This window comes from Ureibacillus yapensis, from assembly GCF_003515775.1.
Taxonomy (GTDB): domain Bacteria; phylum Bacillota; class Bacilli; order Bacillales_A; family Planococcaceae; genus Ureibacillus; species Ureibacillus yapensis.
On record NZ_QWEI01000001.1, the window covers coordinates 35,730 to 56,499 of the forward strand.

A 20,770-nucleotide genomic window follows, 5' to 3' on the forward strand; every position below is an offset into this window, starting at 1 on the left:
ATAAAACTCCATTCTTAAAGAATATTTTCCAACCCATAAACCAATTCTTCCAAATTCATCACTTTTTCAACACAATATACCACGCCATCCATAAAGGATTCACGATTATAGGAATCATGGCGAATTGTAAGCATCTGGCCTTCTCCGCCAAATAATACTTCCTGGTGTGCAACAAGACCAGGCAATCGAACAGAATGGATTCGCATGCCTTCAAAATCAGCGCCTCTTGCACCAGGCATCGTTTCCTTTTCAAATTCATGGCCTTGTTTTCTGGCTTCCCGTACTTCCGCAATCATTTGCGCAGTTTTTTTAGCCGTGCCGGATGGTGCATCCAATTTGCGGTCATGATGCAGCTCAATGATTTCAACGTGCGGTAAATATTTAGCCGCTTCTTGGGCAAATTTCATCATCAAAACTGCCCCAATTGCGAAGTTTGGTGCAATGATACAGCCGACTTTATTGGTTTTGGCCAAATTCGTTAGTTCTTCTAATTGTTCATCTGTGAATCCTGTTGTTCCAACAACTGTACGTACATTATGTAACATGGCAACTTTTGTATGCTCATATACTGATTCTGGATTTGTTAAGTCGATCAATACATCCGGTTTTGTTTCCGTAATTAATTGAGTTAAATCCGTATAGATCGGTGCATCGAAATTCGGAGGAAACATTTCAAGCTCCGCCAAACTCTCTCCTACTTGCTTGTAATCCAATGCAGCGACAAGTTCCAATCCATCATGGTTATAAACTGTTCTTACAGCTGCCGATCCCATTTTCCCTCTACTGCCTGCAATTGCCACTTTAATTTTCATTTTCTATTCGTCCTTTCTCTCTATCGCCAAAATTGCGTTTAACCATTGGATATGTTGCGTGTTTTAAAACATACTACATATCACAAGATACTCCTCTTATTATGTACCAATTGTTAAATAATCGTTTAAAATCCCGGAGCAAGTTGTCAAAAGATGAAAAATAAAACATAATGAAGTGATATATTCTTCCGTTTTTACAGAAAGCAAGCTAACTATATCATACCTAAGTTACCGCTTCTATGATATTATCTTGCCCTCATATGCTTAGGTTTCACGCAATTCTTAAAGAAGTGGTGTTTTCTATATTTATAATATTGAACTGAGGGTTTTACTGCAAGTTAATCTAGGGAAAAGCGTCAATATTAGGAGAAAAATCGAGATATCGATTGTTCAGGTTTGGAGGTTTTCTTATTGAAAGGGTTAAAATTAAAAAATATAGTCGGCATATTACTCGGGGCTGCCATCTATAGTTTTGGCTTTGTTCATTTTAATATGCAAAATGAACTTGGAGAAGGCGGTTTTAGTGGAATTACGTTAATTTTATATTTTACGCTCCATTGGGATCCTGCTATCATGAACTTAATCTTGAATATACCGATGTTTATTCTGGGCTGGAAACAATTCGGACGCAAGGAATTCATTTATACCATCATTGGAACTGTGGCAGTTTCCGTCTTTTTAAGAATTTTCCAAGTGTATGAAGTAAATTTAAACCTTGAAGATGATTTATTTTTAGCCGCATTATTCGCTGGGGTTTTTGTCGGTGTGGGTCTTGGAATCATCTTCCGCTGTGGAGGGACAACTGGGGGCGTAGATATTATTGCCCGTATTGCAAATAAGAAGCTTGGCTGGAGTATGGGTAAAACCATGTTTATGTTTGACTTCTGTGTTATTGTTGCTTCCTGGCTTACTTTCCTGGACGCTCGTTCGATGATGTATACATTGGTTGCCGTGTATATCGGGGCTAGGGTAATTGATATGGTGCAGGAGGGCGCTTATTCGGCGAAAGCGGCACTAATCATTTCAAACAATCCTAATGAGATCGCCAATGTAATTTCGGAAAGGATGGAACGAGGAATTACAGTGTTCCACGGATACGGTCACTACACAAAGCAATCAAAAGACGTGCTTTATTGCATCGTCGGCCGCAATGAAATTGTTCGTTTAAAATCCATTATTCGCTCCATTGATCCAAATGCTTTTGTTTCGATTATTGAGGTCAAGGATGTTACCGGCGAAGGATTCAGAATCGATGAGTAAGCATCGAAAAAATAAGGAGTGGTACAAATAGCCAGCTCGGAGAAAGTGCCAAGAATCTGCAAGAATGGGCATCAATATTATAAAAGCAGCGATTGTAATACTTGCCCGACATGCGAAAAGGCAAATCGGCCGGACAACGGTTTTCTATCTTTGTTATCTGCACCTGCCCGCAGAGCACTATTGCATCGAGACATTACTACTTTAGAACAACTTTCGGCTTATAGCGAAAAAGAAATATTATCTTTGCACGGAATCGGTCCCAGTTCTATTCCAAAGCTAAAAGCCGCTCTTTCCGCAAGCGGACTAGCCTTTCGACAATAAGCATTTAAAGTTGGGCAGCACAGAAAGCTTTTGACTTTCTGTGCTGCCTTTTATACTTACGCTGGAATTTTTTCTATTCGTCCGCCTTTGTAAGAACTTCATTCACATTTTTAGCCACTGCCGCTATCTCTTCCTCGGACAAATTGGCTTCAAATGCAGGCATCGTAGTTCCCCCATTTTTCACTCGGTCTATTACGTTAGCGTAGCTCTCCGCAAACTCACTTAGCTGAAGGTTAGGTCCGTTATGCCCATTTTCACCCATATTGCCATGGCATGATAGACAGTTTCCTTCATAGACGGAGAAGCCCAAATCATATGTGTCCGCTGTTTTACCAGTTGTATCCTCACCCTTTTCTGCTTTTGCCGCTTGCTGTCCTTTACTGACCTCTGAGGCATCAAGCGGTTTCCCATTCCACTTTCCATCCAACTTAAACGTATACACTTTATCACCGTGAACAGAACCAGCGAGGGAGTTCCCGGCAGCAAAAATGGATAAATATTGTTCGCCATCGATTTCATAAGTGACAGATGGTGCATTTGCCCCCGCATCCATTTTGTAGCTCCATACTTCTTCTCCAGTTTTAGCGTTGAACGCAATTAAACGCCCATCATTATGGCCAACGAAGATTAAATCACCGGCAGTTGCAAGAACTCCCGAGTATGCGTTTGTATCCCAAACAACTTGCCATGCAACGGTGTTTGTTTTTACATCCATGGCAGTAATCGTTCCCTTTACTGGTGCATCGTTCACTGGGACAAAGATACTGCCAATCCACATACCACCCTCTTCATAAGCGTCTTCATCCTGTCTTGATAATGCAACATAAGCATCTGTCCCCAGTACATAGAAATATTCCGTTTCAGGCGAATAAGCTGAAGGCGGCCAGTTCGCTCCCCCGAATGCCGATGGTTTCAAAGTAATCGGTTCATCCCAGAAAGGCGTGAAAATCGAACCAAACTTACCTTCAAATGCTTCTCCCAAGTCTCTTTTAACATCCTCTTCCGTGAGCCCTTGAGGGACAAACGAATCTCCCTTAGGGAACGGCTGAGTTGGTGAGGTTTTTTGTTCGGCGAGCTGAGGAACTTCTTTTTCTTCAATTCCAATCAACGGTTCCCCATTTGTTCGATCCAAGAAATAAATCCAGCCTGTTTTACCCGCTTCCCCCAAAGCTTTTCTTGTTTCGCCGTTAATCCCTACATCAAACAAAATGACTGGGTTTGTAGGGTCAAGATCCCAAATGTCATGATGAACTTGTTGGAAATGCCAGATATATTCTCCTGTTTCTGCATTTAATGCGACAATGGAGTTTGCGTATAAATTGTCTCCTTCACGCTTGCTTCCATCAAGATCCGGAGATGTATTTCCTGTTACAAAATAGATATAGCCAAGTTCAGGGTCAACAGCCGGCGTGTTCCAAACAGGCGCTCCTCCATGAAGCCAGTTCTTATGCTCATCATCCGGCCACGTATCACCGTTTTCTTCTCCTGGTGCAGGAATTGTATACCATCTCCACACTTCATGGCCGTACTCCGCATCATACGCCATGATTCGACCGCGAATTCCATATTCTCCACCCGAAACGCCCGTATAAACTTTTCCATTATAATATAGAGGTGTACTTGTAATCGTATATCCTTCTTCCCAATTCGCAACTTCCGTTTCCCACACAACTTCCCACGTTTTTTGGTCCAAAGCTACCAATCGAGCATCCAAAAGACCGGCAAAGACAAGTCCTTCTCCTACCGTGACTCCCCTTGTCGTCCAGCCACAACAGACCGTATCAAGTTTTTCTTCAATTTGCGGGCGATATTCCCAAATCTTTTCTCCTGTTTTTGCATCAAGCGCCAACACATCATTTTCCGCGGTTGCAATGTACATGACGCCATCCACAACGACTGGTGTTGCTTCACCTGAAAATTTCATATCCAAGCTTGACCCTAAACTCGTTACCCACTCAGGTTTTAATTGATTGATTGTCTCTATGTTTATTTGATCGAGTTCCGAAAAACGTCTGTTAAAATAATCACCGCCGTGTGTGGTCCATTCTTCATTGGCATAATCCACTTTAATATGAGGCTGACTGGAACTTTTACTATCCGATGTTTTTTCTTCAGCAGTGTCACGAACAACTAGATGAGGACTTTTTTCATCTTCCTTGTAATCTTCCAAGCTTTGTTTTGTTAATACACCAGCATAAAAAGCCAATCCGCAAATCATGATGAAAGCAAGAAAACCAAACAATACCATCTTGGAAAAACTAACGCGCATTTCTCTCCCCCCCAAAGTTTTCTTATGTCAAGCGTGATTACGCTTTCATAACTGCTTATATCTCATTCTATTAACTGCATGAATAAGATATTATCTTTTGGGGAAAAGAAAAAAAACCGACCAAAATGGCCGGTTTACGGGTTGCAATCCTTAATCGTCTGATCGCATGTTTGTATAAATTAAAATTAAACGAAGCAATTCAAGAACAGCTACCGCTGCTGCTGCCACATAAGTCATGGCTGCTGCACTTAATACTTTTTTCGCACTGCGTTCTTCATTGTTAGATATTATACCCAGTGAAACGACTTCATTCATTGCTCGTTTGGATGCGTCAAACTCTACTGGCAACGTAACAATTTGGAATAAAACACCTGCTGCAAGCAACACAATTCCTAATAATAACATTCCAGAACTCGAAGCAAAAATACCAATCATCACGAAAATCCAAGAAGCATTTGATGAAATATTCGCAACAGGCACTAATTTTGAACGCAAAGTTAAAAATGAATAAGCTTCTTTATGTTGAATTGCATGTCCGACTTCGTGTGCAGCTACCGCTGTCCCTGCAATTGATGACTCATAGAAATTGCTTTCAGATAAAGCCACCGTTTTGGTTGCCGGGTTATAGTGGTCGGATAACACACCTTGTGTTGGCACGACGCGCACATCAAATAATCCATGGTGATCCAGGATCATACGTGCAACCTGAGCACCTGTCATCCCTTTCGAAGCCGAGACTTGTGAAAATTTACGGTAGGTGCTTTTAACTTTAAACTGCGCATAAATCGGCACAATTAAGATAATTAGAAAGTACACAATATACATTCCAGCTGTCAATACCATCTTCCTTTCTAATAATTTGCTATAATACTAATTTTAATGATTTAAAAATGCTTTTGCAAATATTCGCGCTTAGTATAAGCAACATAAGCGATGGAAATGCATGCAATGGAAAGCCAAAAAGTAAAATAGCCCACATGGCTGGCATATTCATTGATGACGCTATAGGTTGGCATCTGGCCGTAAATATAATCGATCACATCATTATGCAATGTCCAAATGGCCGCAATGACAAGATGGACCATCTCAAATTTGTATTTACCCATATATAAAATAGCTTCCACTGCCATTAAACCATGGGAAGCGATCAGCATCCAGCCTGACCAGCCAATCGAACCGGCTTCAGCCAACGTCAATAAGTTCATGGCAACTGCCCAAACGCCGTATTTAACAAGTGTAACTAGAGCCAATGCCTCCATCAGCTTGAAGTGTTTCCCGAATATCCAGCCCAGTACCGCAATGGAAAAAAACAAACTCGCTGTGGGACTGTCAGGTACAAAAATCAAAAACTGCGGAGCTGTTCTTGATAATTGAGATTCATACCAAATATACCCATATATTGTACCCAGGAAATTAATAATAAAAAGCAAAACCAAAAAAGAGCGATGCTGCAAAAGAAACCAAATTTGTGCAAAAAAAGTATTCATCTTTTATATCCCCTTTTATTTCATTTGAAATTAGATATTTTATGTATATTTCATGAATATTTTATGTATTTCTTTACTAAACTAATCATACTAGAAAGAAAAGAATATAAAAGAGAAGAGAGCCAGTTTCCTGACTCTCTTGGCAATAAAATATTAATCTTATTCTTCAGGTTTCAAACTAGCGATGAATTCAGCCAAAACTTGAAGTTCTTCATCAGTTCCTGCAAATTGACCGGATGGCATTGCCCCACGGCCATTTTTGATCACTTCTGCAACTTCTTCAGCTGTTAATTCGTTACCTAATAGACGAGGTGCTGCACCTCCACCTTCCATTTCGGTACCATGACAAGCAATACATGATTTGCCTTGCTCTCCCGAATAGATAAGGTATCCTTCAGCTTCTTTATCCAATTCAACTTCAGGCACTAGCCCCAAATGTTCATCCGTAATTTCGCCTTGTGCTTTCGCTGCTTCCCAGTCATGGTTTACAACGGATTCCCATGTTAAGTAAATCATGGAAGCAAGAGCCAATAACATAAATGCAGTAGGCAATGGACGTTTTGATGGACGACGTTCCGGACCCTTGTCCAAGAACGGCACCAATAATAATGCACCAATTGCAATACCAGGAACAATAATTGCACCAATAACATTGTATGGTCCGGATGCATATGTGTATTTTAATAATTGGTACAAGAATAAGAAGTACCAGTCCGGTAATGGAATATATGAAGCATTTGTTGGATCTGCCGGACCTTCAAGTGGCGAAGGATGTGCGACAGTCAATAATAAATATCCGATTAAGAAAACGGCACCAACCATCCATTCTTTCAATAAGAAATCCGGCCAGAAAGCTTCCGTTTTACCTGGATACTCGGAATAATCTTTAGGCATATTCACCATACGGTTGTTCGCTTTAATGCGGGAATCGCCTACGAATTTCATTCCTTTTCCGCGATGCATAGAGTCCCCTCCTTTAAGAAATCATGGACCAATAAAACGCTCTAAATCATAGTGGTCCGGAAATACCTTGACGACGAATCATGATAAAGTGTGCTGCGAGTAATGCGAATAATGCTGCAGGTAAGAAGAATACATGAATTGCAAAGAAACGAGTTAACGTTTGGGCACCAATTATTGTCGCATCCCCAGCAAGTAAAATTTTGATAAGTTCACCAATAAATGGAACAGAAGCGGCAATCTCGATCCCTACTTTAGTAGCGAACAGCGCTTTCATATCCCAAGGCAATAAATATCCAGTAAATCCTAGACCTAACATGACACAGAAGATTAAAACCCCTACAATCCAGTTTAACTCACGAGGTTTCTTGTATGAACCTGTGAAGAACACACGGAGCGTATGTAAGAACATCATGACGATTACCAATGAAGCTCCCCAATGGTGCATCCCTCGTACAATTTCACCGAATGCAACTTCGTTTTGTAAGTAATAAACTGATTTCCATGCATTTTCCACGTCCGGTACATAATACATTGTCAAGAACATACCCGATAAAATTTGAATTACTGTAACAAAGAATGTCAATCCGCCGAAACAGTATACAAATGCTGAAAAATGATGTGCAGGGTTAACGTGCTCTGGCACTTCGTGGTCGGCAATATCACGCCAGATTGGAGTGATATCTAGTCGCTCATCGACCCAATCATAAATTTTATTTAGCACTGATGTTTACCCCCTAACTATTAAACTAAAGTGTTTGCGATTTTTTTCCCAAGCATTACAAGGCCGTCTTGTTCAGCTACTTCATACTCATCTAGCGGACCAGTTGGTGGTGTTCCTGGAATATTTTTACCAGTTTTTTCATAACGGCCGCCATGACAAGCACAGAAGAATTGATCTGGGTGAGCTGAATCACCAGCCCAGTTTACTGTACAACCTAAATGTTTACATACCGGCGAAAGTGCAATAACTTGATCTCCCTGTTTGTAAACCCATGCAGTATCAGTCACTTCAGACTTGTACCACGCATCAACTTGTTCATAAGAAAAGTCAACTCTTACGGGTTCTTCTGTAAGATCTGCAACTTTTTGGCTAGTTTGCACAAAGTCACCCTCTGCTTTAGTTTGTAAAACCGGATCAATTGCAAAACGCACCATCGGCAATAACATGCCTGCCGCCATAAATCCACCAACACCAGTTAAAGTGTAGTTAAGAAATTGACGTCTGGAAACTCGATTGTTACTCATCCTTTTCCCCCCTCTAACTAAAAGGTCAGTCCAACGGACATACTTTTACAAATAGTAAATTACTAGGACATTTCAATGATATATCAATAGAAAAGATTGGTCAATATTGGGTTTCCAATATTTCGACAAATTTGTGAACATTTGATGAAAGAATTTGCTAGACTTGAAACCATTTGGAAGTGAATGTTGGTATAACCTGATTCAATTGATTTTGCAAAATTGATTGCTTCACTCCTGTATCCATTGATTCCAAAGGGATTGATGGCAGCCAGATGACATCCAGCTGTTCCTGGAAACTTGTCCAATAATGGTCGCATGTAATAAAAAACACATGTTTGAAGCCCGCATCTTCCATTTCTTTCTTCAACAATTCCACAGACACGCCATTTCTGGTTTGCTCCGTATAAGAAAAGGGAGGAACAAGCATCAATCTACCTTTAAATTGCTGTTCTATAAATGCAGTGAGAGACATCAAGAATTCTGCCGCTGAACTGCTTTGTTTTATTTTTGCTTCTTTAAAATCAAGTGAAAGCAGCGGAACCAGCGCAGTATCGATAAAATCCTTCTGCTGCTGAAATTGTTGTACATCGTTAACATTAAAAAACATAAAACTCTCCTCCATTGTTGTTGTTCGCTATTCTATTTCCTTCCAAAAAATCAACAGTACTATTTTATTACTTAATAAACTTTAAAGATATAGGAATATTCTTATTTTAATAGAAAAAAGTCTCCTTCAGCACACTTGGGCTGAAAGAGACTTGAAAACTTTTGTCATATATAATCAACTGCGCCATGGCTTAATTATACCTGTTGCAACGCTTTCACCATTTTAACTCTGAATGAAGTTAAACGTTTTTGGTTGTTTGTTGTAATGTTTGAAGCAAGTTGGATAGCGAATAAAATCTTTCCTTATCCCCTTTATCTAACGCATCGTCAATTTCTTTTAATAATTTTTCCTCCTGGAATGCCAAGAGACTATTGTTCAGCATTTCTTCAGCGATTAAACGGTCCTTTTCACTAATATGAAGATATTTTGGCATGAATGGATTTTCCTCGAGTACGGCCAAATATTGCTGGCTGGGGGGGACATTCGGGAAATTCAATTGAATATACATACTTTCATTTGGATGCAGACGCAAATCGTGAAAAGACTTCTCTGCGTCGCTTGTCATGATGTTGCCTTTGTAAAAACGAAATGGAACTCCGGTTGAATCAACCGATGACATAACAATTGCTCGTGGGCAATAATGTGCTTCTTCTACAAAATGAATATTTTCAAGTAAACTATCATTGCTCAACAAATAATTTAAAATCCATACACATTCTCTTCTTTTCAATTGGTAATTTTTGAGAAACCAACGGACAAAAGTTTTTTTATCTAATATCGGAATGGAAGAAGTCATTTTGCTATCCCTCCTTTTATTCAAGAGTATAAAGAAGATCTAACCATTGCTGCTCTGTAGGCTCTAAAGCAATTAACCGCTGAACAATTTCCCGCGCTTCTTCTCTTTTTCCTTCCTCTATCAAGAAATAACAATATTTCCCCAAAAACGACGGTTCGTCTTTAAAATCATTATATGCAGATTTGTAAATTTCGTATGCGCGTTCATATTGTTCTTCTTTCGCATAAGCGTCCGCAACAAGTGGATTTAGGGAACTCCAGTTAAAATCATTGCGTATTAATTCTTCGTACAATTCAATGATTTCTTCATATCGCTCTTCATTTGCAAAAATCGACATAAGCACCAAAATCGCTTCCATATATTCCGGATCAAGTGCAATGGCTTGCTGCAAATAGCGAACAGCATCAACCGGGAGATTATTTTTCAGGGCAATTTTCCCCGCAAACAAGTAAAATGATTTTTCGTATTCATCGCGTTGGATGCCTTCTTCGATTGTTTTCAGTGCCCTTTTATTATCCTCCATCATGGCATAACTTTCTGCCAATAATAAATATCCGCTGAAATAATCAGGATCCAGCTCCTTTAAATCTTCCAATTGTTTTGTTGCTAATTCGTATTGTTCGGACTGGAAGGCAGCATAAGCAGAACCAAATAATAAATCAGGGGTAACCGTTTCTTCCAATGCTTCCATATAATAATGCAATGCGGTTTCGTATCCGCCCCCTGCACGATAGACTTCCGCCAGTCTGGAAGCTAGCAAGACTCCTGCTATTTCCTTTTCTTTTGCATGGAGTTCTTCATAGATTCGGACAGCTTCCGTAAAACGGCCTGTTTCAAATAATAATTCAGCTTTTGCAAATTGCAGCAATGGTTCGTTCGGCAATAAATCCAGTGCTTCATTAATACGTAATTCCGCTACTTCATATAACCCCTGCATTTGATAATAATCCGCCAGCACTAATAAACTTTGTGGGTATTCAGGGGCATCCCTATCAATTTCCATTAATAATCCAAGAGCTTCATCTTCCTCCCCGAGTTCAATTAAAACAGATGCCCGATCAATGGCAATTTGGGCCTCTTCCGGATATAAGAAATGCAAATGTTCGAAAACACGAGCCGCTTCATTCAAATACCCATATTGCATCAATAAATCAGCCATTTCATATTGAACTTCCGGCTGTTCATTCAACAAAAAACTTTCCAGTAATTCATCGATTCTTTGTAAATCGCCATCTTGTATTGCTTGTATCATTTCATTCGCTGCGTTTGTCAAATTTATTCACCTTTTTTTATATGTAGTTTATACTATGCTACTTCACTTATTTATTAGAAACAAGAAAAAGGACCTGCCCCTTTCCAAAAAAAGGGCAGTCCTTTTCAATTGTACCTTAATGGCTTAAGAATTTTTCAAAAGTTCTTCTACATGCTCAAAAAATGTTGGATAAGATACGGAAATGCAGTCTGCATCATCGATTTCAATTGGCGAAGAAGCAATCAATGCTGCCACCGCCGCCATCATGCCAATGCGGTGGTCGCCGTATGACTGTAAATTTCCGCCGTGAAGTCTTGACGGTCCGTGAATAATCATACCATCATCTGTTGCTTCAATATTGGCCCCAAGTTTTTGGAGCTCATTTACTACAGCGGTAATGCGATCTGTTTCTTTTACTTTTAACTCTTCAGCATTGCGAATAACCGTTGTTCCATCCGCTTGTGTTGCCAATAATGCAATAACCGGGATTTCGTCAATTAACCGCGGAATAATATCGCCTTCAATTGTTGCTGCCTTCAAATCGGACGTTCGAATATTAATCGTTGCCGTCGGTTCAGCGGCATTTTCGTCTTCAATGACGACCGATAAATTCGCCCCCATCTTCTCAAGCACCTCGATAATGCCGGAACGAGTGGGATTAACGCCTACATTTTTCATGGTGATGTCGCTATTCGGAACAATGGCGCCTGCAACCAGGAAAAAGGCAGCGGATGAGATATCGCCCGGAACATTTACATGAGTTGCTTGAAGCTGCTGTCCACCTTCGAATGATATAACGCCACCTTCAACATCAATTGTTGCGCCAAATTGCTTTAACATCCGTTCTGTATGATCGCGGGAAACTTCCTTTTCCCTAATGACCGTTGTACCTTCTGCACGAAGTCCAGCTAGCAAGATTGCTGACTTAACTTGGGCACTCGCCACTGGCATCGTATAGTCGATTGCTTGAAGCTTTGACCCTTGAATTGCCAATGGCGTATACTGGCCATTTTCTCTGCCGGCTATTTTTGCTCCCATTAAACGAAGCGGATCTGCAACACGACGCATTGGGCGTTTTCCAATTGAAGCATCGCCCGTCAAAATGGTATGTAAGGTAGTCCCTGATAAAATGCCAAGCATAAGTCTTGTCGTTGTTCCTGAATTTCCAGTATATAAAATCTCTTTTGGCTCTACCCATTCGTCGATTCCTTTACTTTCAATCGTTACATTCGTGCCTTCTACTTTAATTTCTACACCAAGCTTGCGGAAACAGTCAATCGTACTTAAACAATCTTCGCCCAGCAAAAAGCCTTCCACTGTCGTTTTCCCTTGAGCAATGGCTCCAAACATAACAGAACGATGAGAAATGGATTTGTCCCCAGGAACTAAAATGGTTCCATTCAGACTTGTATTCTTGTAATCTAATTTTTTTGCCGAAGACATGTTAATGCTCCCTTCAAAGCTATTGTCCATTACGACTGGTACATTTCGAAAATTGTTCGCTTGCTTAAGCACTTTTCAGCCTTGTGGCGGTCTTTTGCATTTTGGAAACTAATAACCAAAATACCGAAGACGTCTTCTCGCGCTTCAACTACCCGTAAATTCGTAATGCTGATTCGTTCTTCTGCCAAATATCCCGTCACTTCCGAGATGACCCCCGGATAGTCCGGAATATCCACATACAAATCGTAAGTTGTATAAAATGCTCCCGTATTGACAGGCAGTTTGTCCCTCACTTCTTTGGCGGAGGCAAAATAATGTTCGATGGATTGTTCATTATTGCTGAGAATCAATGTTTTCACCCGATCCATTTCCTCTTGCCAAGCATTCAACTGCCGCAAAAGTTCTTCACGATTTTGAAGGACGATATCCTTCCACATGAGCGGGTTGGAAGAGGCAATCCGCGTTACATCACGAAATCCGCCTGCTGCAAGCATGCTCGTCAGCGGATATTCCTGCTGCTCATGATTCAATTGGTGAACGAGTGAAGCTGCCACAATATGAGGGAAATGACTTACTACCGCTGTCATATGATCGTGTTCATGAGCATCCAATTTTACGATTCTTGCTAAAGTGAATTTTAATAAATCTTCAAGTTTTTCAATAGCAGCTCCATCTTCATTATTTAACGGTGTCAAGATATAATAAGCATTTTCAAAGAGATGCGCTTTCGCAGCTTGAACACCGCTTTTATGCGAACCTGCCATCGGGTGGCCGCCGATAAAGGTAATGCCTTGGGAACGCAAATCCGCAGCCTTTTCCATAATCATCCCTTTAGTACTTCCTGTATCCGTCACAATGACGCCTTTTTTTAAAGGCCAACTTTTCAACTTTTCCATCCAGTCAAGCGTTGCATTAACAGGAGTCCCGAAAATGATAATATCCGCGCTCTTGGCAGCTTCTTCTATATCCTCCACCACTTCATGAACAATGTTTAGCTGAGAGGCTTGTTCTCTTGTTTTATCGTAAACATCGTACCCAAACATTTTGGTGTTGGGTGCTTTTTGGCAGGAAAGGGCAATGGAGCCCCCGATTAATCCCAGCCCAATGACTAGAACATTGCGTGTCATGCAAAGACCCCTTGCTCAATCAAAACTTCTTCCAGCAAAGATAAAAATTTATCGTTTTGCTCTTCTGTCCCGATTGTAACACGAATATAGCCAGGCGAACTGAGTGCATTTCCGCTTCGAATGATAAATCCGCGCTTCATCATTTCCGTAAAGACAACATCGCTATCCGCTTTCACTTCGAATAATACAAAATTCGTTTGCGAAGGATAAATGTTCAACCCATGCTTTTCACAAAACGCCGAATATTGCTTTTTGCCTTCTTCATTCTTCGTTTTGCATTCTTCAATAAAAGCCTGATCTTGCAAGGCAATGATGGCAACTTTATGACTTAAAACGGTATTGTTGAACGGTGCGCGCACAGGATCCAGCTTAGCAATGATTCCCTCATTACCAATAGCATACCCTACACGGAAAGAAGCCAGCCCGTATGCTTTCGAGAACGTACGCATAATAAGGACGTTAGGATATTCATTTACATAATGAAGAGTATCTTTATATTCTGGAGAATTCACATATTCAAAATAAGCTTCATCCAACACGATTAATACATCAGAAGGCACTTTTTCGATAAAGTTTTGCAGTTCCTCATCATTGACGATTGTTCCTGTAGGATTATTTGGATTACATACCCAAACGATCGATGTCTTTTCATCAATTGCTGCCAACATTGCATCTAAATCGTGTTTACCATCTTTTAAAGGAACTTGTCGGACTTCCGCTCCTTCAATTTCCGCATTATGTTGATATTGGGAGAAGGACGGAGTTGCCATTACCGTGTTGACACCCGGGTAAAGCAAGGCACGTGTGACAATGGCAATCAAATCATCGGAACCATTCCCGAATAATAATTGTTTTTCAGCAACATTTAAATGGTTCGCCACTGCTGTGCGTAAATTTTGGGCGTAACCATCCGGATAAATGGCATGATTTGTGTCATCGCCATTTAGAAATGCTTTTACTTTTGGAGAGAAACCATAGGGATTTTCATTGGATGCCAGTTTTACGACTTCTTCCAATCCAAATTCTTTTTTTACTTCTTCCATCGGTTTTCCCGGTTGATATGCCTTCATCCCGAAAATTTGTTGTTTCCATTTCATGTTTGCTCTCTCCTTACTTATTCGTTTCTTCTAATCCATTGACTCTAACGCATTTGCCTTCAAGGCTAATTTATTCGGCCATGAGTTGAGACCCGCTCAATGTAGCCAAGTCCGGACGCAGTCTTACTGCTTCGTTAAGGTAGACATGGCGAATTTCTTTCTGGCTTAAAGATGTATTCACATGCATCAAGACACGGATGCATAGCGGCAATGCATTTGGCACACTCATCTCATGGGTGCACATGGTAGGGACAAATTGCCATCCTTCAATCGAGCGGACGGCTTTGGCGGGAAATCCCGATGTGAGATCAGTAGTCGTTGATATTAACACGGAGATAATATCTTCGGGCTCAAGATTATTCAGTTTTACAATCTCCTTCACCAAAATTTCCGTTTCCTTAAAGATTTGGTGTTCTTCATCCGCCATAACCGTTGTGGCTCCTCTAACTCCTCTAATCATGACAATACCTCCGTTAGTAGAGCACGATATTCTTTATCTGCTTCTCTACATTCTGATAGTTCGATTGGTTGAATGAACGGCTCACCAATCGTTTGAAGCAATACAAATTTCAATTCACCGTAATCCGCCTTTTTATCTTTCACCAAATATTGGGCGAGTGTCTCAAACGGGTAATTGAAAACGGCATCCAAAGGATAGCCATTGCTTGAAGCAAAACGCAAAAATGCAGTTGTCGTTTCACGAGTGATCTTTCCGTATCTTTCACTGAGCAGCAGCGCATAGACCATGCCGATTACTACTGCTTCTCCGTGTGCCAATCCTCCATAACCCGCTGCTGCTTCTATGGCATGCCCGTATGTATGGCCGAAATTCAAATATTTGCGAACGGATTGCTCTGTCTCATCTTCTGCAACAATTTTCGCTTTTACTTCAATTCCGGATTTCAAATGGTTGGCAAGCTGTTCGCTTGGAATGTTTGTAATCGAAGGTAGGGATAAGAGTTGTTCATACCATGCATTGTCAGAAATCATGGCATGTTTTACTACTTCCGCCATCCCCGAGCGAATTTCCTTTTCACTTAGGGAATTAAGAAATTCAATATCATAAATTACCGCTTCTGGTTGATAAAAAGCACCGATTAAATTTTTTCCTTCAGGGTGGTTGATTGCTGTCTTGCCGCCAACTGCAGAATCATGCGCCAAAATCGTTGTTGGCAGTTGAACGAACGGAATCCCGCGCATATAAGTAGCTGCCACAAAACCGGTCACATCACCCACTGCCCCGCCCCCAAATGCAAAGAGAATCGATTTGCGGGTGCATTGATGTTCAATTAGAAAGGAATGTGCTTGTTTGAAGTTCTCGAAGCTTTTACACTCTTCTCCAGGAGGCATGACGAACACATCAAAAGCATAAGGGAAATTCGCCTGGAAATAGTCCCCTTTCGCTTCCCAAACGTTTTTATCCGTAAAAACAACCATCTTATCTACTTTCGGCAAGTTATTGCATAGCGTTTCAACAGCATCTTTTAAAACATGATTCCCAATCACCACTTCATAGTGATGGGATGCCGTGTTCACCGGAATTCTCATACTTAAAACTCCTTTGAGTATTTTCGCATTGCATCAATTTGCTCTTTTAACTGCGGCAACTGATCACTATGGAATTGGTCCACTAAAATACTCGCAATTTCCCATGCGATAACATTTTCTGCAACAATGGATGCAGCTGGTACAGCACAGCTATCCGATCGCTCTACACTTGCCTTGAATGGTTCTTTCGTTTCAATATCAATACTTTGCAATGGTTTATATAAGGTAGGTATTGGCTTCATTACACCACGCACCACGATTGGCATACCTGTCGACATGCCGCCTTCAAGACCACCTAAACGATTTGTTGCCCGGCGATAGCCATTTTCTTCATCCCATGTGATTTCATCGTGCACCTCAGAGCCTTTTCGGCGGGCCATTTCAAAGCCGATGCCAAATTCAACGCCCTTGAAAGCATTAATCGATAACATGGCTTGCGCAAGTCTTCCGTCCAGTTTGCGATCGTAATGTACATAAGAACCGATCCCTGCAGGAAGGCCTTCCACAATCACTTCCACGACTCCACCAATTGAGTCTCCGGCTTTTTTTGTGTCGTCTATCATTTGAACCATTCTCTGAGACGCTTCCGGGTCCACGCAGTAACAAGGGTCCTGTTCTACAATGTGGCGGATTTCGTCTGCCGATTTTCCTTCAACCTTGGTTGTATCGGCCTTAATGCCCGCAATTTCCGTTACATGGGAAACAATCGAAACACCCAATTCGTTTAATAAAGCTTTCGCTACGGAACCGACAGCAACTCGAACAGTTGTTTCACGGGCACTTGATCGTTCTAGGACATTGCGCAAATCTCGATGTCCGTATTTAATTCCCCCGACTAAATCTGCATGACCCGGGCGCGGACGGGAAATTTGGCGTTTTATTTCATCCGGATTTACATCTTCCGGTAATGGGTCAGCCCCCATTATTTTTGTCCAATGTTTCCAGTCGTCGTTTTTAACAACCAATGCCACTGGCGAACCCAATGTTTTCCCATGGCGCACACCGCCCATAATTTCAACAGTGTCTGTTTCAATTTGCATTCTTCTTCCGCGGCCATGTCCGCCTTGTCGTCTTTTTAAATCATAATTTATTTGATCGGAAGTTAATGGCAAAAGGGATGGAAGCCCTTCGATAATAGTAGTTAATTGAGGTCCGTGAGACTCTCCTGCAGTAAGGTAACGCATAAAACACTTTCTCCCTTCAACTCGCTAAAGTATGTATTTCTTAATATAACATAATCTCATCCAAAAAACAGTGCTATTTTGCAGTTTACCAATATAGTACCGAATATTCAGAAATTCTATTATATATGATTTCTTGGAAAATTCCCTTATGATGTTCAATCTTCCTTGAAAAAATGTATATTTTCAAGTAAAAAACGCTTTCCGTTCTAATTACGAAAAGCGCCATTCGTGTGGAAGCTGCTCTTTTGAAAAGTGATAAGATCTGTTTTTTACATCTTCCGGTAAAAAAATGTATCTTCTATTTCAAAGCCATAGCGCGCCGGGTTGAAAATCTGTTCCGTTGAACCAACGAACAGCACTCCTCCTGGACGCAACGCCTTACTAAAATTATGATAAATTTGGTCCTTTGCTTCCTCTGTAAAATAGATCATCACATTCCGGCAAACGATTAAATCAAAATTAGCATCATATTTGTCATTGAGCAGATTATGCTTCTTAAAAGTAACAGTTCGTTTAATTTCATCTTTGACTTTATAAAAGGGCCCTTCTTGAATAAAAAATTTCGATTTCATTTCTGACGGCACTTCTGCCAATGAACGTTCAGGATATAAGCCTAATTTTGCTTTTTGAATAACATTTTCATCCAGATCGGTAGCCAATACATTGACTTGCGAAAGTGGCATATGATGAGATAAAACCATGGCAATGGTATATGGCTCCTCCCCTGTTGAACAAGCCGCACTCCAGATTTTGAGCCTTTTATTCGATTTCATAAGATTCGGAAATATCTTCTTTTGCAATACTTCCCACCGTTTGCCGTTTCGATAAAACTCTGAAACATTGATTGTCATTCGATCCAAAAATTCATTCATTAAATCGCGGTCATTATCGAGAGCGTGCAGGAATTCGACAAAATTTCGATAACCCTTTTTTTCGTATAGTGAAGTAAGACGTCTTTTCATTTGCGCTTCTTTATATAATGCAAGATCAATACCCGTCTTTTTTTTGATACCTGCAATAAATTGTTCATAATCCGACATTTTTAAATCTTTCCCCTCGATCATTGTAACTACATTATATATGAAAGAAAGGAAATGGGAAATAACTATCATGTTATTGATTTTTAAATAGGTAAGAAGAAAGATGTGGAGCATCATTTTAGTTTTTCTTCTATTTTCAGCTGAGGTTGATGGCTCACCGAAAGTTTTTGCCTCATTTGTTCGATTTCTAAACGCAGTTTTTCGGACTCAATCACATAGCTTTCTTTTCTTATTTTCTCTAGTTCAATTTCTTGTTTCAATACTTCTAATTTAAGATTTGATTGCTTCCCAAAGTAACTAGTTAGTATAGCGGTAATTGGGATCGAGACACCCAATAAGACAATGCCCAAAACTAAAATGACGTAATCTTCCATTGCTTCTACACTCCCAGAAATAGATTTATCGTGACATATTTGTATTATATTTCCATTTAATTTTAAAAAAAGTAACTACTGCGAGTTGTGCAATAGTTACTTTATGTCTTATTCAATTCTTAAGAATTACGCTAATTCTCCACCGAACCATAAGTTGATTTCACGCTCTGCAGATGCTGGTGAATCAGAACCGTGGATTACGTTTTCTGAAATTGTTACAGCATAATCACCGCGGATTGTACCAGGTAGAGATTCAGATGGTTTTGTAGCACCCATCATGATTCGAGCTAAAGAAATTACGCTTTCGCCTTCCCATACCATAGCAAAAACTGGACCGGACGTGATGAAATCAACCAATTCGCCAAAGAAAGGTTTGTCTGCATGCTCTGCATAGTGTGCTTCTGCAACTTCGCGAGATGGAACGATTAATTTAGCTGCTTTTAATTCAAAGCCGCGACGTTCAAAGCGGTCAACGATATCTCCGATTACTTGACGTTTCACACCATCTGGTTTAATCATTAAATAAGTTTTTTCGATTGCCATTATTATAAACACTCCTTAAGTTTGAATAAGGCGTTACACCCACCGATAAATCTTACCAAAATAACTGTAAAACAGCAACTTTTACTATCCGGCAAGTTTATTTACGAACAAGAAAGCTTTTTTGGGGTGGATTCTGGTTGAGTCAACCAGTCGAGAGCCGCCTCCGATTTTTTTATTGTCCAGCTGCGGCGGCTAACTCCTTGGCAACTTCGACTCTTTTCACGAAGGCAAAAAGCGCCTTCTTGTCAGAATCTCCAGTTTCCGTCGGAGCTGAGCGAGCCGCCTCCGCTTTTCTTGTCCAGCTGCGAACGCTAGCTCCTCGACAACTTCGGTGCTTCCTGCAAGGGCAAAAAGCGCCCTTTTGTCAGCCCCTCCAGTTGTTGTCGGAGCTGGCAAGCGTTCTCCGCTTTTCTTTTTAAAATTTGCGTTTTCCGATGAATAGTGCGATGTCTCGCAGTTTTTTCTTCATTTGGTGGTTTGGCAGTGCTTCTACTTCTTTTAGTGCTTTTCGAAGATACTGATTGCTCAATGCAATCGACTGTTTAATAGCTTCCGAATTCCGCACTACCTTCAGCATGGCCAACCGGTCTTCCTCTACCACTTTACCTGTAGAGGCTTTTTCGATAAATTGCTTGATGATTGGATGATCCTTCAAGTAAAAAATGGGCAGCGTAATATTGCCGTGCAATAAATCGCTTCCCGCGGGCTTTCCAAGTTCTTTATCGGATGCTGTAAAGTCCAATATATCATCAACAATTTGGTAGCTCATGCCCACAAAATATCCATAGCGTCTTAAATGACGTATGTTTTTTTCATCAAGTCCGCTTGCGACTGCTCCTAATTCACAGCTTGACTCAATTAACAATGCTGTTTTCCGCTTAATGCGGCGGAAATAATCTTTTAAATTTTGATCGACCCGAAACTTATCTTCAATCTGAATGACTTCGCCATTACAAATTTCGACCATTGTCTTCGCCAAAATCTGATGGACTCTTTTATTTTCAATTGCTGTCACATACTCCAAAGCTCTCGCAAAAATAAAGTCGCCCGTATACATGGCCACTCGATTATTCCACTGTGCCTTGACCGTACGTCTACCCCTTCTCAAATCCGAATCATCGATGACATCATCATGCACCAGTGAAGCCATATGGATTAACTCCAAAGGTACGGCAATATTTTTAATGTTGTCGATATCATAATTCCCAAATTTTGCACTTATTAGAACAAAAACAGGACGAATTCGTTTACCGCCTGCTTGCAACAAATGGAGAGAGGCATCATTGATTAAGTGCGAAGATGAGTTTAACGCATTTTCCAATTCTTTTTCGATGATGTCAATATCGGATTTTAAATCGGTGTAGAGTAATTTTAACTTCATCTTTTCCAAACGTGAAACCTT

The 20,770-nt window shown here is 40.6% G+C and carries 22 protein-coding genes; 2 read left to right on the forward strand and 20 right to left on the reverse strand.

Annotated elements, in window-relative coordinates; genetic code table 11:
• Window positions 1–14: 14 nt before the first annotated feature.
• Window positions 15–812 (reverse strand): 4-hydroxy-tetrahydrodipicolinate reductase, encoded by a 798-nt coding sequence (dapB, locus tag D1B33_RS00150; RefSeq protein ID WP_118874313.1) that lies wholly within the window; start codon window positions 810–812, stop codon window positions 15–17.
• 411 nt (window positions 813–1,223) lie between these two features.
• Here dapB and D1B33_RS00155 point away from each other — a divergent pair, with 411 nt between their 5' ends.
• Together D1B33_RS00155 and D1B33_RS00160 are read left to right on the forward strand one after the other, a co-directional pair.
• Complete coding sequence (locus tag D1B33_RS00155; RefSeq protein ID WP_118874314.1) at window positions 1,224–2,072, forward strand: YitT family protein; 849 nt, start codon at window positions 1,224–1,226, stop codon at window positions 2,070–2,072.
• A gap of 27 nt (window positions 2,073–2,099) precedes the next feature.
• Window positions 2,100–2,393, forward strand: coding sequence for an RNA polymerase alpha subunit C-terminal domain-containing protein (locus tag D1B33_RS00160; protein ID WP_118875172.1), 294 nt, complete (start codon window positions 2,100–2,102; stop codon window positions 2,391–2,393).
• A 73-nt stretch (window positions 2,394–2,466) separates the two neighbouring features.
• On the opposite strand, the gene D1B33_RS00165 is transcribed toward D1B33_RS00160, so the two are convergent.
• The 19 genes from D1B33_RS00165 to hepT all read right to left on the reverse strand — a co-directional run bounded on the left by D1B33_RS00165 (window position 2,467) and on the right by hepT (window position 20,758).
• A complete protein-coding gene (locus D1B33_RS00165) occupies window positions 2,467–4,662 on the reverse strand; it encodes an outer membrane protein assembly factor BamB family protein (RefSeq protein ID WP_118874315.1) in 2,196 nt (731 codons plus the stop codon).
• A 150-nt stretch (window positions 4,663–4,812) separates the two neighbouring features.
• Window positions 4,813–5,487, reverse strand: coding sequence for a zinc metallopeptidase (locus D1B33_RS00170; protein WP_118875173.1), 675 nt, complete (start codon window positions 5,485–5,487; stop codon window positions 4,813–4,815).
• A 59-nt stretch (window positions 5,488–5,546) separates the two neighbouring features.
• A complete protein-coding gene (gene lhaT, locus D1B33_RS00175) occupies window positions 5,547–6,149 on the reverse strand; it encodes a lipoprotein heptaprenylglyceryl N-acetyltransferase LhaT (protein ID WP_118874316.1) in 603 nt (200 codons plus the stop codon).
• 159 nt (window positions 6,150–6,308) lie between these two features.
• Complete coding sequence (locus tag D1B33_RS00180; RefSeq protein WP_118874317.1) at window positions 6,309–7,112, reverse strand: menaquinol-cytochrome c reductase cytochrome b/c subunit; 804 nt, start codon at window positions 7,110–7,112, stop codon at window positions 6,309–6,311.
• A 46-nt stretch (window positions 7,113–7,158) separates the two neighbouring features.
• Complete coding sequence (qcrB, locus tag D1B33_RS00185) at window positions 7,159–7,833, reverse strand: menaquinol-cytochrome c reductase cytochrome b subunit (RefSeq protein ID WP_118874318.1); 675 nt, start codon at window positions 7,831–7,833, stop codon at window positions 7,159–7,161.
• Between the two features lie 20 nt (window positions 7,834–7,853).
• Entirely contained in the window at window positions 7,854–8,357 is a 504-nt protein-coding gene (locus tag D1B33_RS00190; protein ID WP_118874319.1) for a QcrA and Rieske domain-containing protein, read from the reverse strand.
• Between the two features lie 157 nt (window positions 8,358–8,514).
• A complete protein-coding gene (locus D1B33_RS00195; RefSeq protein WP_118874320.1) occupies window positions 8,515–8,964 on the reverse strand; it encodes a YpiF family protein in 450 nt (149 codons plus the stop codon).
• A gap of 238 nt (window positions 8,965–9,202) precedes the next feature.
• Entirely contained in the window at window positions 9,203–9,760 is a 558-nt protein-coding gene (locus tag D1B33_RS00200) for a ReoY family proteolytic degradation factor (protein WP_118874321.1), read from the reverse strand.
• A 16-nt stretch (window positions 9,761–9,776) separates the two neighbouring features.
• Window positions 9,777–11,012: a tetratricopeptide repeat protein gene (locus D1B33_RS00205; protein ID WP_118875174.1), complete on the reverse strand. Its 1,236-nt coding sequence runs from the start codon at window positions 11,010–11,012 to the stop codon at window positions 9,777–9,779.
• 144 nt (window positions 11,013–11,156) lie between these two features.
• A complete protein-coding gene (aroA, locus tag D1B33_RS00210; RefSeq protein WP_118874322.1) occupies window positions 11,157–12,455 on the reverse strand; it encodes a 3-phosphoshikimate 1-carboxyvinyltransferase in 1,299 nt (432 codons plus the stop codon).
• Between the two features lie 29 nt (window positions 12,456–12,484).
• Window positions 12,485–13,582 (reverse strand): prephenate dehydrogenase, encoded by a 1,098-nt coding sequence (locus D1B33_RS00215; protein WP_118874323.1) that lies wholly within the window; start codon window positions 13,580–13,582, stop codon window positions 12,485–12,487.
• Window positions 13,579–14,679 (reverse strand): histidinol-phosphate transaminase, encoded by a 1,101-nt coding sequence (gene hisC, locus D1B33_RS00220; RefSeq protein ID WP_118874324.1) that lies wholly within the window; start codon window positions 14,677–14,679, stop codon window positions 13,579–13,581. The genes D1B33_RS00215 and hisC overlap by 4 nt, the downstream gene beginning before the upstream one ends.
• A 70-nt stretch (window positions 14,680–14,749) precedes the next feature.
• Complete coding sequence (gene aroH, locus D1B33_RS00225) at window positions 14,750–15,139, reverse strand: chorismate mutase (RefSeq protein ID WP_118874325.1); 390 nt, start codon at window positions 15,137–15,139, stop codon at window positions 14,750–14,752.
• On the reverse strand, window positions 15,136–16,227 hold the full coding sequence (gene aroB / locus D1B33_RS00230; protein ID WP_118874326.1) for a 3-dehydroquinate synthase: 1,092 nt from the start codon (window positions 16,225–16,227) through the stop codon (window positions 15,136–15,138). The genes aroH and aroB overlap by 4 nt, the downstream gene beginning before the upstream one ends.
• Before the next feature lie 2 nt (window positions 16,228–16,229).
• Window positions 16,230–17,411 (reverse strand): chorismate synthase, encoded by a 1,182-nt coding sequence (gene aroC, locus D1B33_RS00235; protein WP_118874327.1) that lies wholly within the window; start codon window positions 17,409–17,411, stop codon window positions 16,230–16,232.
• A 269-nt stretch (window positions 17,412–17,680) separates the two neighbouring features.
• The gene (locus D1B33_RS00240) at window positions 17,681–18,451 is read right to left on the reverse strand and encodes a CheR family methyltransferase (RefSeq protein ID WP_118875175.1); all 771 of its coding nucleotides are present in this window, start codon (window positions 18,449–18,451) and stop codon (window positions 17,681–17,683) included.
• 113 nt (window positions 18,452–18,564) lie between these two features.
• Window positions 18,565–18,825 carry a hypothetical protein gene (locus D1B33_RS00245; RefSeq protein WP_118874328.1) on the reverse strand — a complete coding sequence of 87 codons (261 nt, stop codon included), beginning with the start codon at window positions 18,823–18,825 and terminating at the stop codon, window positions 18,565–18,567.
• Between the two features lie 126 nt (window positions 18,826–18,951).
• Window positions 18,952–19,368 (reverse strand): nucleoside-diphosphate kinase, encoded by a 417-nt coding sequence (gene ndk, locus D1B33_RS00250; protein WP_118874329.1) that lies wholly within the window; start codon window positions 19,366–19,368, stop codon window positions 18,952–18,954.
• A gap of 415 nt (window positions 19,369–19,783) precedes the next feature.
• Window positions 19,784–20,758 carry a heptaprenyl diphosphate synthase component II gene (gene hepT / locus D1B33_RS00260; RefSeq protein WP_118874331.1) on the reverse strand — a complete coding sequence of 325 codons (975 nt, stop codon included), beginning with the start codon at window positions 20,756–20,758 and terminating at the stop codon, window positions 19,784–19,786.
• Window positions 20,759–20,770: the final 12 nt, after the last annotated feature.

Coding starts and splice junctions, on each gene's coding strand:
- dapB (WP_118874313.1), bottom strand. CDS start 812: ATGAAAATTAAAGTGGCAATTGCAGGCAGTAGAGGGAAAATGGGATCG.
- D1B33_RS00165 (WP_118874315.1), bottom strand. CDS start 4,662: ATGCGCGTTAGTTTTTCCAAGATGGTATTGTTTGGTTTTCTTGCTTTC.
- D1B33_RS00170 (WP_118875173.1), bottom strand. CDS start 5,487: ATGTATATTGTGTACTTTCTAATTATCTTAATTGTGCCGATTTATGCG.
- lhaT (WP_118874316.1), bottom strand. CDS start 6,149: ATGAATACTTTTTTTGCACAAATTTGGTTTCTTTTGCAGCATCGCTCT.
- D1B33_RS00180 (WP_118874317.1), bottom strand. CDS start 7,112: ATGCATCGCGGAAAAGGAATGAAATTCGTAGGCGATTCCCGCATTAAA.
- D1B33_RS00190 (WP_118874319.1), bottom strand. CDS start 8,357: ATGAGTAACAATCGAGTTTCCAGACGTCAATTTCTTAACTACACTTTA.
- D1B33_RS00195 (WP_118874320.1), bottom strand. CDS start 8,964: ATGTTTTTTAATGTTAACGATGTACAACAATTTCAGCAGCAGAAGGAT.
- D1B33_RS00200 (WP_118874321.1), bottom strand. CDS start 9,760: ATGACTTCTTCCATTCCGATATTAGATAAAAAAACTTTTGTCCGTTGG.
- D1B33_RS00205 (WP_118875174.1), bottom strand. CDS start 11,012: ATGATACAAGCAATACAAGATGGCGATTTACAAAGAATCGATGAATTA.
- aroA (WP_118874322.1), bottom strand. CDS start 12,455: ATGTCTTCGGCAAAAAAATTAGATTACAAGAATACAAGTCTGAATGGA.
- D1B33_RS00215 (WP_118874323.1), bottom strand. CDS start 13,582: ATGACACGCAATGTTCTAGTCATTGGGCTGGGATTAATCGGGGGCTCC.
- hisC (WP_118874324.1), bottom strand. CDS start 14,679: ATGAAATGGAAACAACAAATTTTCGGGATGAAGGCATATCAACCGGGA.
- aroH (WP_118874325.1), bottom strand. CDS start 15,139: ATGATTAGAGGAGTTAGAGGAGCCACAACGGTTATGGCGGATGAAGAA.
- aroB (WP_118874326.1), bottom strand. CDS start 16,227: ATGAGAATTCCGGTGAACACGGCATCCCATCACTATGAAGTGGTGATT.
- aroC (WP_118874327.1), bottom strand. CDS start 17,411: ATGCGTTACCTTACTGCAGGAGAGTCTCACGGACCTCAATTAACTACT.
- D1B33_RS00240 (WP_118875175.1), bottom strand. CDS start 18,451: ATGTCGGATTATGAACAATTTATTGCAGGTATCAAAAAAAAGACGGGT.
- D1B33_RS00245 (WP_118874328.1), bottom strand. CDS start 18,825: ATGGAAGATTACGTCATTTTAGTTTTGGGCATTGTCTTATTGGGTGTC.
- ndk (WP_118874329.1), bottom strand. CDS start 19,368: ATGGCAATCGAAAAAACTTATTTAATGATTAAACCAGATGGTGTGAAA.